Origin of the sequence: Paenirhodobacter sp. (assembly GCF_050177655.1) — a bacterium.
Taxonomy (GTDB): Bacteria; Pseudomonadota; Alphaproteobacteria; order Rhodobacterales; family Rhodobacteraceae; genus Rhodobacter.
On sequence record NZ_JBFXGV010000009.1, the window covers coordinates 55,579 to 69,814 of the forward strand.

Genomic DNA, 14,236 nt, shown 5'->3' on the forward strand with positions numbered 1-14,236 from the left:
CTCACGACACCACTCACGGACACCGAACAAGAACCGACAGGAGAGAGAAGATGAAGAAATGGCTTGCCTCCACCGCGCTCGTGCTGAGCCTCGCTCTGCCCGCCGTCGCTGCCGACTACACCCCCGATCCGAACGCGAAACCGGGCGGGACCATCACCATCACCTACAAGGATGACGTCGCCACGCTCGATCCGGCGATCGGCTACGACTGGCAGAACTGGTCGATGATCAAATCGCTCTTCGACGGGCTGATGGATTACGTCCCCGGCACCACCGAGCTGCGCCCGGGGCTTGCCGAAAGCTATGACCTCTCGGAAGACGGGCTGACCTATACCTTCCACCTGCGCAAGGGCGTGAAGTTCCACAACGGCCGCGAGATGGTGGCTGACGACGTGAAATATTCGCTCGACCGCGTCACCGATCCGGCGACGCAATCGCCGGGCGCGGGGTTCTTCGGCTCGATCGTCGGCTATGAAAAGGTGGCGGATGGTTCCGTGAAGGGGCTCGAGGGCATCAAGGTGCTCGACCCGCTCACCGTGCAGATCACGCTTTCCCGCCCCGACGCGACCTTCCTGCATGTGATGGCGCTCAACTTCGCCTCGGTCGTGCCGAAGGAGGCGGTCGATGCCGCCGCGGGCGATTTCGGCAAGCATCCGGTCGGCACCGGCGCCTTCAAGCTGGCGGAATGGACGATCGGCCAGCGCCTCGTCTTCGAGAAGAACGCCGATTACTGGCGCCCGGGCGTGCCCTATCTCGACGGCGTGACCTTCGAGGTCGGGCAGGAGCCGATCGTCGCGCTGCTGCGGCTGCAGAAGGGCGAGGTCGACGTCCCCGGCGACGGCATTCCGCCGGCGAAATTCACCGAGGTGATGGCCGATCCGGCGCAGGCCGCGCGCGTGGTCGAGGGCGGGCAGCTGCACACCGGCTACATCACCCTCAACGTGAAGACCGCCCCCTTCGACAAGCTCGAGGTCCGCAAGGCGGTGAACATGGCGATCAACAAGGATCGCATCGTGCAGATCATCAACGGCCGCGCGAAGCCCGCGACCCAGCCGCTGCCGCCCTCGATGCCGGGCTATACCGAGGGCTATGCGGGCTATGCCTATGACGTCGAAGGGGCGAAGAAGCTGCTGGCCGAGGCGGGGCTGAAGGACGGCTTCTCGACCGAGCTTTACGTCATGAACACCGACCCGAACCCGCGCATCGCCCAGGCGATCCAGCAGGATCTCTCGGCGATCGGCATCAAGGCGTCGATCAAGTCGCTCGCCCAGGCGAATGTGATCGAGGCCGGCGGCGCTGGCACCGCGCCGATGATCTGGTCGGGCGGCATGGCCTGGATCGCCGACTTCCCCGATCCCTCGAACTTCTACGGCCCGATCCTCGGTTGCGCCGGCGCGGTCGAGGGCGGCTGGAACTGGTCGAAATACTGCAACGCGACGCTCGACGAAGAGGCGGTGAAGGCCGACAGCTTCAAGGATCCGGCCGATCCCGCGCGGCTCGCGATGTGGTCCGACGTCTATCAGAAGGTGATGGCGGATGCGCCCTGGGTGCCGGTCTTCAACGAGGAACGCTACACGATGAAATCGGAACGGATGGGCGGGGCGGATGCGCTTTACGTCGATCCGGTCTCGATCCCCGTCAACTACGACTACGTCTACGTCACCGAGTAAGATCATGTGCAAGGCCTGCAACTACACCATCCACGCGGCGCAACATCACTTCGGCTGGGACAACGCGCTCGTCCCGGCCGAGCGTGTGGCGCCGGGATCGACGATCCTCTTCAAATGTCATGACAGTTCTGCGGGCCAGCTTGGCCCGCATTCGACCGTCGCCGATGTCGCCGTGCTCGATTTCGGCAAGATCAACCCGGTCTCGGGCCCGGTCTATATCGAGGGCGCGGAGCCCGGCGATGCGCTCAAGATCACCTTCGAGGGCTTCGCCCCGCAGCCGCGCGAGGGCCGGGGCTGGGGCTGGACGGCGAATATCCCGGGCTTCGGCCTGCTCGCCGATCAGTTCACCGATCCCGCGCTGATCAACTGGTCCTTCGATCCGGCAACGCTCACCCCGGCGATGTGGTCGAAGGAGGGGCGCGTGCCGCTCAAGCCCTTCACCGGCACGATCGGCAATGCGCTCGCCGAACCCGGGCTGCATTCGGTGGTGCCGCCGCGCCGCGTCGGCGGCAACATGGACATCCGCGACCTCGCCACCGGTTCGACGCTCTGGCTGCCGGTCGAGGTGGCGGGGGCGCTCTTTTCGGTGGGCGACACCCACGCCGCGCAGGGCGATGGCGAGATCTGCGGCACCGCGATCGAAAGCCCGATGGATGTCACGCTGACCTTCGATCTCGTGAAGGGCGCGAACCTGCCCCGGCCGCGGTTCGAGACGCCGGGCCCGGTCACGCGCCATCTCGACGCCAAGGGCTACGAGGTGACGACCGGCATCGGCCCCGACCTGATGTCGGCCGCGCGCGATGCGGTTTCCTACATGGTTGACCACCTCTGCGCGACGCGCGGCATGGCGGCGGTCGAGGCCTATATGCTCGCCTCGACCTGCGGCGATCTGCGGATCTCCGAGATCGTCGACATGCCGAACTGGGTCGTCAGCTTCTACTTCCCGCGCGCCGTCTTCGAATGAGCGACGCGCTGCATCCGGCCGGGGCGGGCGCCGCCCCGGTGCTCTCGGTCGAGGGGCTGACCGTCTCGGTGCGCGCGAATGGCGCCGAGCGGCCGCTCGTCGAGGATCTCTCCTTCACGCTCGCCCGGGGCGAGACGCTTGCGATCGCGGGCGAGAGCGGCTCGGGCAAGTCGATCACCTCGCTCGCGATCATGGGGCTTTTGCCGCCGCCTGCGGTGCGCGCCTCGGCGGGGCGGGTGCTGTTCGGCGGCGCCGATCTGCTTGCGCTGCCCGAATCCGGGCTACGGCGGATCCGCGGCAACCGGATCGCGATGATCTTTCAGGAGCCGATGACCTCGCTCAACCCGGTGATGACGATCGGCGCGCAGCTGATCGAGGCGCTGCGCGAACACGAGGCGCTGAGCCACACCGAGGCTCGCGCGCAGGCGCTCGCCGCGCTGCAATCGGTGCGCATCGCGCAGCCGGAGCGGCGGCTTTCGCAATATCCGCATGAGCTTTCGGGCGGCATGCGTCAGCGCGTGATGATCGCGATGGCGCTGGCGCTGAAACCCGACGTGCTGATCGCCGACGAGCCGACCACCGCGCTCGACGTGACGGTGCAGCGCGAGGTGCTGGACCTTCTGCGCGATCTGCAGCGCGAGATGGGCACGGCGATCATCCTGATCACCCATGACATGGGCGTCGTCGCCGAGATGGCGGACCGGGTGATCGTGATGCGCGCGGGCAAGCGCGTCGAGGAGGGGCCGATCCGCGAGATCTTCGCCGCGCCCCGCGCCGCCTATACCCGCGAGCTTCTGGCCGCGGTGCCGCGGATGGGCGACGGCACCACGCCCGCGCCGCCCGCGCCCGAGACGCGGCCGCCGCTCGTCGCGCGGCTGCATCAGCTCGACGTGCGTTTCGACATCCGTGGCGGGCTTTTGGGCCGCGTCACCCATCGCGTGCATGCGGTCGAACATGTGAGCTTCGAGATCCGCGCGGGCGAGACCTTCGCGCTCGTGGGCGAATCCGGTTGCGGCAAGTCGACGATCGCGCGCGCGATCGCCGGGCTCGTGCCGCATGAGGGGCATCTCGAGGTTGCCGGGCGCACCATGGGCGGGCTCGACGCCGCCGGGCGGCGCGCGCTGCGCCGCGACGTGCAGATCGTGTTTCAGGATCCGATGGCCGCGCTTGATCCGCGGATGCGGGTGGGGGCGGCGGTGGCCGAGCCGCTGGTGATCCACGGCATCGGCTCCGAGCCCGAACGCCGCGCCCGCGCCGCCGATCTTTTTGCCCGCGTCGGCCTGCCCGCCGAGGCGCTCGACCGTTACCCGCACGAGTTCTCCGGCGGGCAGCGGCAGCGCATCTGCATCGCGCGCGCCCTTGCGCTGAACCCGAAGCTCATCATCTGCGACGAGAGCACCTCGGCGCTCGACGTCTCGGTGCAGGCGCGGGTGCTCGACCTGCTCGAGGCGCTGAAACGCGAATTCGGCATCGCCTATCTCTTCATCAGCCACGACATGGCGGTGGTCGAGAACATCGCCGACCGGCTGGCGGTGATGTACCTCGGACAGATCGTCGAGATGGGCACGCGCGCGCAGATCTTCGGCGCCCCGCAGCACGCCTACACGAAGCGGCTGATCGCGGCGGTGCCGGTGCCCGACCCGACGCATCAGCGCGCCCCCGCGCCGCGGCTCACGGGCGAGGTGCCAAGCCCGATCCATCCGCTGGGGCAGGGGCCCGCGCGGGTCGAGCTGCGCGACATCGGCGGCGGGCATCTGGTGGCGGCGGGCTGAACCGGCGGTTCGGTCCCGTGGCTTTACGTAACGTCAGGGGCGACGGAAAGTCGCGCCCGCCCCGTACCATCTGTTCGGAACAAGAGCAGACGGAAAGCCAGGCCATGAAGATCTTCACCCGCATCCTGATCGTCCTCGCCCTTCTCGGGGCGGGTTGGTGGGGCTGGACGCGCTACAGTTCGGACAGCACGCCAAGCGTGCCGACGACGGCGAAGGTCGCGCTCGGCACCGTCGAGGAGACCGTGCTCGCCTCCGGCCAGATCGAGGCGCAGACGCTGGTCTCCGTCGGCGCGCGGGTCTCGGGCCAGATCGAGACCCTGGCCGTCAGCCTCGGCCAGGACGTCAAGGCGGGCGATCTGATCGCGCAGATCGACAGCCAGGATCAGGAGAATGACGTGCTGCTCGCGAAGGCCGCGCTCGCCAATATCGAGGCGCAGATCGCCGCGAAACAGGCCAATCTGAAGAAGGCGGAGCTGACCCTCGAACGCCAGGCGCGGCTGCAACAGCAAAGCTACACCTCGCAGGAGGATCTCGAGACGGCGCAGGCCGATGTCGATGTCTACAAGGCCGATCTCGCCGCGCTCGCGGCACAGAAATCGAGCGCCGAGGTCACCGTCTCGACCGCGCAGATCGCGCTCGACCGCACCAAGATCACCGCGCCGATCGACGGCACGGTGGTCGCGGTGGTGGTGAAACAGGGCCAGACGGTGAACGCCACGCAATCGGCGCCGACCATCGTCAAACTCGCCAATCTCGACAAGATGGTGGTGAAGGCGGAGATCTCCGAGGCAGATGTGGTGCATGTGAAACCCGGCCAAGACGTCAGCTTCACCATCCTGGGCGAGCCTGACCACGCCTTCCACGCCACCGTGCGCGAGGTCGAACCCGCGCCCTCCGAGATCGAGGACAGCGACACGATCTCGACCGACGAGGCGATCTATTTCAACGGCCTGCTCGAGGTCGACAACCCCGATCACCTGCTGCGCATCGGCATGACCGCGGAGGTCTCGATCGTGCTCGACCGCGCCGAGAACGTGCTGACCGTGCCGGCTGCGGCGCTGAGCAAGGGGGCCGAGGGCTATACCGTCCAGGTCTGGGATCCGAAGACCGCCACGCGCGAGACCCGCGCCGTCGAGGTCGGGCTCGACGACAAGGTCACCGCCGAGATCCGCTCCGGCCTGAGCGCGGGCGAGGAGGTCGTGACCGGCACCAAGGTCGCCGCCGCGACCACAAGCAGCAACAACGGCATGCCGCCGCCGATGGGGCTCTGAGATGACCGAACCGCTGATTTCGGCGCGCGGCATCTCGCGCAGCTTCCCCGCGGGGGAAGAGGAGATCACCGTCCTGCGCGACGTCGACATCGACATCTGGCCGGGCGAGATGGTGGCGATCATCGGCGCCTCCGGCTCCGGCAAGTCGACGCTGATGAACATCCTCGGCTGCCTCGACCGGCCAAGCTCGGGCAGCTACCGCTTTGCCGGGCAGGATGTCGAGGCGCTCGGCCCCGACGCGCTCGCGCAGCTGCGCCGCGAGCATTTCGGCTTCATCTTCCAGCGTTACCAGCTGCTCCCCGATCTCGACGCGGTGGGCAATGTCGAGGTGCCGGCGATCTATGCCGGCGCGGCGCGCGGCGAACGCCGGACCCGGGCGACCGAACTGCTCGACCGGCTCGGCCTCGCCGAACGGCTCGACCACCGGCCGGGGCAGCTTTCGGGCGGCCAGCAGCAGCGCGTTTCCGTCGCGCGCGCGCTGATGAACGGCGGCGAGGTGATCCTTGCCGACGAGCCGACCGGCGCGCTCGACACCAAAAGCTCGGCCGAGCTGATCGAGCTTCTGCTCGACCTCAACCGGCGCGGCCATACCATCGTGATGGTCACCCATGACCCGGGCGTCGCCGCCCATGCCCATCGCACGATCGAGATCAGCGACGGGCGCATCACCTCCGACAGCCGCCCCGACGGCAGCGAGGTCGGCGCCGTGCCGCCGATCGCGCATCCCGCCGCGCGCGCGGGCTTCGGCGCGGGGCTGCGGCGGATGCGCGAGGCGGCGGTGATGTCGGTCAAGGCGCTCGTCGCGCATCGGGTGCGCTCGATGCTGACGATGCTCGGCATCATCATCGGCATCGCCTCGGTGGTGCTCGTCGTCGCGCTCGGCTCCGGCTCGCAGCAGAAGGTGCTTTCGAACATCTCCTCGCTCGGCACCAACACGATCACCGTGCGCGCGGGCTCGGGCTTCGGCCAGCGCGACGCGAACCGGATCGAGACGCTGGTGCCTTCGGATGCGGATGCGCTGCGGCTGGAAAGCTTCGCGGCGAGCGTCTCGCCCGCGGTCTCGAACAGCTACACGGTGGTGCAGGGCAGCACCTCGGCCACCGCGCAGGTGAACGGGGTGAGCGGCGATTATTTCGCGGTGCACAATTATGTCACCGTCGAGGGCAGCACCTTCGGCGAGGAGGAGGTCACCGCCCGCGATCAGGTCGCGGTGATCGACGAGGACACGCGCGACACCTTCTTCCCCGACGGCACCGATCCGGTCGGGCAGGTGCTGCTCCTGAACCACGTTCCGGTGCGGGTGATCGGCCTCGTGCGTTCGACCGGGGCCACCTTCGGCCCCTCCTCGCTTTACGTCTGGGTGCCCTATACCACCGCGATGGCGCGGCTTTCGGGGCAGGACCACCTCGACAGCATCGAGGTCCGGGTCGACGACGGCACCGACATGACCACCGCGCAGGCCGATATCACCGCGCTGATGATGAAGCGCCACGGCACCAAGGATTTCTTCCTCGTCAACAGCGACACGATCCGCGAGACGATCACCTCGACGACGCAGACGCTGACGCTGCTCGTCGCGATGATCGCGGTGATCTCGCTGATCGTGGGCGGGATCGGGGTGATGAACATCATGCTCGTCTCGGTGACCGAGCGCACGAAGGAGATCGGCGTGCGCATCGCGATCGGGGCGCGGCGCTCGGATATCGTGGCGCAGTTCCTGATCGAGGCGGTGCTCGTCTGCCTTGTCGGTGGCGTGCTCGGCATCCTCGGCGCGCTTGCGGGCGGCTGGGTGGTCGAGGCGCTCTACAGCTCGGCGCAGCTGAGCTTCTCCGCCACCGCGATCGTGATCGCCTTCCTCTCCTCGACGCTGATCGGCATCACCTTCGGCTTCCTGCCGGCGCGCGCGGCGGCGAAGCTCGACCCGGTGGTGGCGCTGAGCCGCGAATGACAGCGGTGGGGCAGGGCGCGCGATCGTGATCCTGCCCCGCCCGCTGCGCCGCAGCGTCATGCCCGCCCTCGATTGACCTCCCCTCGGCGCAGGACTTAATCTGATCTCCACAATCGCGCCGTAGGCTTTTGCCGCGGCGCGCGTAATTCGGTCAGTGGTGCTGCCGACAGCCGGGCTTTCCGGCCGGCCGCGCCCGGAACCTGCGCCAAAGGAGCTGCCCTTGTCCCTGCGTTCTCCCCACCGCGTCCCGCGTCTCCTCGCGCTCGCCCTGCTGGCGCTGCCGCTTGCGCTGCCCGCGCCGCCGGCGCATGCCGAGACCGGCTTTCAGGCGCTGATCGACCGGTTCAAGGGCATCGACGAGCGCGTCGGCATCTCCCAGTCGAACGGGAGGATCGAGGCGCAAAGCGTCGATGTCGCGGGAAAATACGCGGGGCTCGTGACCGAGGTCGACGCGCAGGAGGGCGACACGGTCGAGGCCGGGCAGGTGCTGGCGAAACTCGATGATCGCGACGCGCAGGCGCAGCTGCTCGCGGCGCAGGCCGCGGTGCTGCAGGCGAAGGCTTCGAAGGCGCAGGCCGAGGCCGCGGTGATGCAGGCGCAATCCGCGCTCGACGTCGCGGTGACGACGCTCGGCCGCGTCACCACGCTGCACGCCGAGGGGCATGCCGCGCAATCCGCGCTCGACGACGCCACCAATGCGAAGACCGCCGCCGAGGCCGCGCTCGCCACCGCGAAGGCGCAGGTGCAGAACGGCGACGCGCTGATCGCCAGCGCCGATGCGAGCGAGAAACGCGCCGAGATCGCGCTTTCCGACCTCACCATCAAGGCGCCGATCCGCGGCCGCGTGCTTTACCGGCTGCACGAACCGGGCGAGGTGATCGCCGCCGGCACGCCGGTCATCACGCTGCTTGACCTCACCGATGTCTACATGAACATCTACCTGCCGGCGAAGACGGTGGGCAAGCTTGCGCTTGGCGACGAGGCGCGGATGATCCTCGACCCGATCCCGCAATATGTCGTGCCCGCGCGCATCACCTTCATCGCGCCCGAGGCGCAGTTCACGCCCAAAAGCGTCGAGACCACGCAGGAGCGCGAGGAGCTGGTGTTCCGCGTCAAGCTTTCCATCCCGCGGGAATTGCTCGAGAAATTCCAGGACGTGGTGAAGACCGGCGTGCGCGGCATCGGCTTCGTGCGTTCCGAGCCGACCGCCGACTGGCCCGCCGATCTCGCGGTGAAGCTGCCCTGATCCGATGAGCGATCCGCGCCCCCCCGTCGCCGCGCTCGCCTCGGTGCGCCATCGCTACGGCAAGACCGTGGCGCTCGACGGCGTCACGCTCGAGATCCCCTCGGGCTGCATGGCCGGGCTGATCGGGCCCGACGGCGTCGGCAAGTCGACGCTGCTCGCGCTCGTCGCCGGGGTGCGCAAGCTGCAAGGCGGCCAGATCACCGCGCTGGGCGGCGACATGGCCGATGCGCGCGTGCGCGCCGCCAATGCGCCGCGCGTCGCCTATATGCCGCAGGGGCTCGGCCGCAACCTCTACCCCACGCTCACCGTGCGCGAGAACCTCGAATTCTTCGGCCGGCTCTTCGGGCAGGGCGCGGAGGAGCGCGCCGCGCGCATCGCGATGCTGCTCGAGGCGACCGGGCTCGCGCCCTTTCCCGACCGGCCCGCGGGCAAGCTCTCGGGCGGGATGAAGCAGAAGCTCAGCCTCTGCTCGGCGCTGATCCACGACCCCGACCTGCTGATCCTCGACGAGCCGACGACCGGCGTCGACCCGCTGTCGCGCCGCCAGTTCTGGGATCTGATCGACCGCATCCGCGGCGAGATCCCGGGGATGAGCGTGATCGTCGCCACCGCCTACATGGAGGAGGCCGACCGCTTCGACTGGCTCGCGGCGATGAACGGTGGCCGGGTGATCGCCGCGGGCGCGCCCGCCGATCTGCGTGCGCAGACCGGGGCGGCGACGCTGGAGGAGGCCTTTATCGCGCTCCTGCCCGAGGCCGATCGCGGATCGCACGAACCGGTGCGCCTGCCCCCGCGCGAGGATGGGCACGGCAAGATCGCGATCTCGGCCGAGCATCTGACGATGCGCTTTGGCCCCTTCACCGCGGTCAACGACGTCAGTTTCCAGATCGAGGAGGGGGAGATCTTCGGCTTCCTCGGCTCGAACGGCTGCGGCAAGACCACGACGATGAAGATGCTGACCGGCCTGCTCACGCCCTCCGAGGGCACCACCGAGCTGTTCGGCGAGCGGCTGGAAAACTCCGACATGGAGGCGCGGCTGCGCATCGGCTACATGTCGCAGAGCTTCTCGCTCTATACCGAGCTCAGCGTGCGCCAGAACCTCGAGCTGCACGCGAAGCTCTACCGCATCCCGCCCGAACGCCGCGCGGCCCGCATCGCCGAGGTGCTGACCGAATTCGACCTCGCCGATGTCGCGGGGGAAATGCCGGAAAGCCTGCCGCTCGGCATCCGCCAGCGCTTGCAGCTCGCCGTGGCGATGATCCACGAGCCGCGGATCCTGATCCTCGACGAGCCGACCTCGGGCGTCGATCCGGTGGCGCGCGACGCCTTCTGGCGCCAGCTGATTTCGCTCAGCCGCGACAAGGGCGTGACGATCTTCATCTCGACCCATTTCATGAACGAGGCGGAGCGCTGCGACCGCATTTCGCTGATGCATGCGGGGCGCGTGCTCGACATGGGCCCGCCCGCCGAGATCACCGCGCGCCGCGGCGCCGAGAGCCTCGAGGCGGCCTTCATCGACGTGCTCTCCGAGCAGGAGGGCGCGCTCGACGAGGAGGGCGACACCGAGGCGGCGCCGGTCTACACCGCCGAGACCCGCACGAAAGGCGCGCTCGCCACCGCGATCACCCGGCTCTGGGCCTATAGCTGGCGCGAGTCGCTCGAACTGATGCGCGACCCGATCCGGCTTTTCTTCGCGCTGGTGGGGCCGATCATCCTGATGATCACCATGGGCTTCGGCATCTCCTTCGACGTCGACAAGCTGAGCTTTGCCGTCGACGACCAGGACCAGACCACCGAAAGCCGCCGGCTGATCGAGGCCTTCGGCTCGATCCGGCAATTCGACCGGCAGGCGGATTTCGCCTCGCCCAGCGCGCTCGATGCGCGGATGGCGGGCGGCGGGCTCGCGCTTGCGCTCGAGATCCCCGAGGGGTTCGGCAAGGCGCTGCATCAGGGCGAGGTGCCGGAGGTCTCGCTTTACCTCGACGGCTCGATGCCCTTCCGCGCCGAAACCGCGCGGGGCTATGCGCTTGGCCTGCTCAACGATTTCTCCGCCAAGGTGAAGGCGGAGGAGGGGGTGGCCGACACCACCACCGTCTCGATCGAGACGCGCTACCTCTTCAACCAGGCGTTCAAGAGCGCGAATGCGATGGTGCCCTCGCTGCTCATGCTGATCCTGATGCTGATCCCCGCGATCATGGCGACGATCTCCGTCGTGCGCGAAAAGGAGACCGGCACGATCGCGAATTTCCGCTCCACCCCGGTGCGGCGGATCGAGTTTCTGGTGGGCAAGCAGCTGCCCTATATCGCGCTCTCCTGGTTCAGTTTCTGGTGCCTCATCGTGGTCGGTCTCACGGTTTTCCACGTGCCGATCGGCGGCAGCCTGATCTCGCTCTCTCTCGTCGCGGCGCTTTATGTCGTCGCCACCACCGGCTTCGGCCAGCTCGTCTCCGCCTTCACCAGCTCGCAGGTCGCGGCGGTCTTTGCCACCGCGGTGATCTCGATCATCCCGACGGTGAACTTCTCGGGGCTGATCGTGCCGGTCTCCTCGCTCAGCCCCGCGGGGCGGGTGCTCGGCCTCTCCTTCCCCGGCGCCTGGTTCCAGCCGCTTTCGGTCGGCACCTTCCTCAAGGGTTTCGGCTGGGCCGACAACCTTTCCGGTGCCGTCGCGCTCGCCGCCTTCTGCCTCGTCTATCTTTTCGCGGCGGTGGCGCTGATGCGCAAACAGGAGCGCTAGGATGAAACAGAGCCTGCTCAACATCTGGCGCCTGACCGGCAAGGAGCTGCGCGCGATCCGCCGCGACAAGGTGATGATCGTGCTGATCCTTTACGTCTTCACCGCGGCGGTCTGGCTCGTCTCGAACGCGGCGAAGACCGATATCCACGACCTTTCCGTCGCCGTGGTGGACGAGGATCACAGCCCGCTCTCGCGCCGGCTGATCGACGCGATCCAGATGCCGCTCTTCCACGAGCCGGCGCTGCTGTCGCCCGCCGAGGCGGCCTCGGCGCAGCGCGCGGGGGATTATGTGCTGGAACTCTCGATCCCCGCCGGGTTCGAACGCGACCTGCGCGCCGGGCGCGAGGCCACGCTGATGGTGCTCGTCGATGCGACCGCCGTCGCGCAGGCGGGCAATGGCACCACCTTCCTCGAGGAGATCCTGAGCCAGGAGATCACCCGCTATTTCACCCCGAACGCCACCAGCTCGGGCCTCGTCGACGTCGTCTTCCGCACCCGGTTCAACCCGAACATGACGACCGAATGGTTCACCGCGGTGATGCAGCTGATGAACAACGTCACGATCCTGATGCTGATCCTCTCCGGTTCCTCGATGATCCGCGAGCGCGAGCATGGCACGATCGAGCATGTCCTCGTGATGCCGGTGCGCCCGCATGAGATCGTGATCTCGAAGATCGCGGCGAACGGGATGGTGATCCTCGCCGCCTCGGTCACCAGCCTGATCTTCGTCATTCAGGGGCTGATGGGGGTGCCGGTGGCGGGATCGGTGCTGCTCTATGCGCTGGGCGCCGCGCTTTACGTCGTGGCGATCGGCTCGCTCGGCCTGCTGATCGCGAGCTTCACCCATAACATGGGGCAATTCGGGCTGCTGATCATCCCGGTGATCGTCATCATCATCCTGCTGTCGGGCGGGATCACGCCGCTCGAATCGATGCCCGGCTGGCTGCAGCTGGTGATGCGCACGATCTCGCCGGCCCCGCATTTCGTGATCTTCGCGCAATCGGTGCTGTATCGCGGCGCGGGGATCGGCACGGTCGCGGGCGATATGGGGGTGATGGCGGCGATGTCGGGCGTGGCCTTCGCCGTGGTGCTCGCACGGTTCCGCAAGGTGCTCGCCGGCTGATCAGCCGAAGGCGATCACCGCCTCGACCGCCCGGCGCCAGCGCGCGGCGCGGGCCTCGCGCTCGGCCTGTGCCATCCGCGGCTCGAACCGCCGCGCGCGGCTCCAGTCGCGCGCGAATTCCTCCGGTCCCGGGCAGATCCCGGCGTGATGCCCGGCAAGCCAGGCCGCCCCTTTCGCCGTGGTTTCCAGCACCGTCGGCCGGTCAACCGGCGCGCCGAGGATATCGGCGAGGAACTGCATCCCCCAGTCCGAGGCCGTCATCCCGCCATCGACGCGCAGCACCGTCTCGCCATCGCTTGCGCCGCTTTCGGCCCAGTCGGCGCGCATCGCCTCGAGCAGGTCGCGCGTCTGATAGCCCACGCTTTCCAGCGCGGCGCGTGCGATCTCCGCCCGCGTCGTGCCGCGGGAAAGGCCAAGGATCGCACCGCGACATTCGGGCCGCCAGTAAGGCGCGCCGAGCCCGGTGAAGGCGGGCACGAAGACCACCCCCTGCGCGGGATCGGCGCCTTCGGCCAGTGCCTGCGTCTCCGCCGCCGCGCCGATCAGACCCAGCCCGTCGCGCAGCCATTGCACCACCGCGCCCGCGACGAAGATCGCCCCTTCGAGCGCATAGGTCGGCTTGCCGCCCAGCCGATAGGCGAGCGTCGTCAGCATCCGGTGGCGCGAGCGCACCATGCGCTCGCCGGTATTCAGGAGCGCGAAACAGCCGGTGCCATAGGTCGATTTCATCATCCCCGGCGCGAAACAGGCCTGCCCGATCGTCGCCGCCTGCTGATCGCCCGCCACCCCGGCGATCGGGATCGCGGCGCCAAGCAGCGCGGGATCGGTCACGCCGAAATCGTCCGCGCAATCAAGCACCTCGGGCAAGAGCGCCATGGGGATATCGAGCGCGCGGCACAGGCTTTCCGACCACTCCCCCGCCGCGATGTCGTAAAGCATCGTGCGCGCCGCATTGGTCGCGTCGGTGACATGGCGCGCCCCGCCGGTGAGCCGCCAGATCAGCCAGCTGTCGACGGTGCCGAAGGCAAGCTCGCCCGCCTCGGCCCGCGCCCGCGCGCCCGGGATCGTGTCGAGCAGCCAGCGCAGTTTCGTCGCCGAGAAATAGGGATCGAGGAGCAGGCCGGTCCTTGCGGTGATCTCCTCCTCAAGCCCCTCCGCCCGCAGGCGCGCGCAGTCTTCGGCGGTGCGCCGGTCCTGCCAGACGATCGCGCGATGGAGCGGTTTGCCCGTCGCGCGCTCCCAAAGCAGCGTCGTCTCGCGCTGGTTGGTGATGCCGAGCGCGGCGATCTCGCGCGGCGCGACGCCCGCCTTCGCGATCGCGGCGCGCGCGGTCATCAGCACCGTCTGCCACAGATCTTCGGGCTCATGCTCGACCCAGCCGGGCTGCGGGAAATGCTGCGGAAATTCGCGGCTTTCCTGCGCGACCGGCCGCAGCGCCGCATCGAAGAGGATCGCGCGCGACGAGGTCGTGCCCTGATCCACCGCCAGAATATGCGCCATGCTCCCCC

Annotated in this window: 9 protein-coding genes; 8 read left to right on the top strand and 1 reads right to left on the bottom strand. The window is 68.5% G+C overall.

The genetic code is table 11. From position 1 onward, the window contains the following. Window positions 1-50: 50 nt before the first annotated feature. The 8 genes from AB7U46_RS05900 (at window position 51) to AB7U46_RS05935 (ending at window position 12,728) form a co-directional block, all read left to right on the top strand. Window positions 51-1,670, top strand: a complete 1,620-nt coding sequence (locus tag AB7U46_RS05900) for an ABC transporter substrate-binding protein (RefSeq protein ID WP_428336019.1) — start codon at window positions 51-53, stop codon at window positions 1,668-1,670. 4 nt (window positions 1,671-1,674) lie between these two features. Next, window positions 1,675-2,634, top strand: coding sequence for an acetamidase/formamidase family protein (locus AB7U46_RS05905; protein ID WP_428336020.1), 960 nt, complete (start codon window positions 1,675-1,677; stop codon window positions 2,632-2,634). After that, window positions 2,631-4,406: an ABC transporter ATP-binding protein gene (locus AB7U46_RS05910; RefSeq protein WP_428336021.1), complete on the top strand. Its 1,776-nt coding sequence runs from the start codon at window positions 2,631-2,633 to the stop codon at window positions 4,404-4,406. The genes AB7U46_RS05905 and AB7U46_RS05910 overlap by 4 nt, the downstream gene beginning before the upstream one ends. Before the next feature lie 104 nt (window positions 4,407-4,510). Beyond that, window positions 4,511-5,677 (top strand): efflux RND transporter periplasmic adaptor subunit, encoded by a 1,167-nt coding sequence (locus AB7U46_RS05915; RefSeq protein ID WP_428336022.1) that lies wholly within the window; start codon window positions 4,511-4,513, stop codon window positions 5,675-5,677. 1 nt (window position 5,678) lies between these two features. Then, on the top strand, window positions 5,679-7,625 hold the full coding sequence (locus AB7U46_RS05920; RefSeq protein WP_428336023.1) for a MacB family efflux pump subunit: 1,947 nt from the start codon (window positions 5,679-5,681) through the stop codon (window positions 7,623-7,625). Window positions 7,626-7,845: 220 nt separating this feature from the next. After that, window positions 7,846-8,871, top strand: a complete 1,026-nt coding sequence (locus AB7U46_RS05925; RefSeq protein ID WP_428336024.1) for an HlyD family secretion protein — start codon at window positions 7,846-7,848, stop codon at window positions 8,869-8,871. A 4-nt stretch (window positions 8,872-8,875) separates the two neighbouring features. Beyond that, complete coding sequence (gene rbbA / locus AB7U46_RS05930; RefSeq protein ID WP_428336025.1) at window positions 8,876-11,605, top strand: ribosome-associated ATPase/putative transporter RbbA; 2,730 nt, start codon at window positions 8,876-8,878, stop codon at window positions 11,603-11,605. Window position 11,606: 1 nt separating this feature from the next. Next, window positions 11,607-12,728, top strand: a complete 1,122-nt coding sequence (locus AB7U46_RS05935) for an ABC transporter permease (RefSeq protein WP_428336026.1) — start codon at window positions 11,607-11,609, stop codon at window positions 12,726-12,728. Here AB7U46_RS05935 and glpK read toward each other — a convergent pair whose 3' ends face one another. Further along, on the bottom strand, window positions 12,729-14,228 hold the full coding sequence (gene glpK, locus AB7U46_RS05940) for a glycerol kinase GlpK (RefSeq protein WP_428336027.1): 1,500 nt from the start codon (window positions 14,226-14,228) through the stop codon (window positions 12,729-12,731). Between the last annotated feature and the right edge of the window lie 8 nt (window positions 14,229-14,236).

Bases quoted from the DNA above. Each gene is read 5' to 3' on its own strand.
- AB7U46_RS05915 (WP_428336022.1), top strand. From the start codon at position 4,511: ATGAAGATCTTCACCCGCATCCTGATCGTCCTCGCCCTTCTCGGGGCG.
- AB7U46_RS05900 (WP_428336019.1), top strand. From the start codon at position 51: ATGAAGAAATGGCTTGCCTCCACCGCGCTCGTGCTGAGCCTCGCTCTG.
- AB7U46_RS05920 (WP_428336023.1), top strand. From the start codon at position 5,679: ATGACCGAACCGCTGATTTCGGCGCGCGGCATCTCGCGCAGCTTCCCC.
- rbbA (WP_428336025.1), top strand. From the start codon at position 8,876: ATGAGCGATCCGCGCCCCCCCGTCGCCGCGCTCGCCTCGGTGCGCCAT.
- AB7U46_RS05905 (WP_428336020.1), top strand. From the start codon at position 1,675: ATGTGCAAGGCCTGCAACTACACCATCCACGCGGCGCAACATCACTTC.
- glpK (WP_428336027.1), bottom strand. From the start codon at position 14,228: ATGGCGCATATTCTGGCGGTGGATCAGGGCACGACCTCGTCGCGCGCG.
- AB7U46_RS05935 (WP_428336026.1), top strand. From the start codon at position 11,607: ATGAAACAGAGCCTGCTCAACATCTGGCGCCTGACCGGCAAGGAGCTG.
- AB7U46_RS05910 (WP_428336021.1), top strand. From the start codon at position 2,631: ATGAGCGACGCGCTGCATCCGGCCGGGGCGGGCGCCGCCCCGGTGCTC.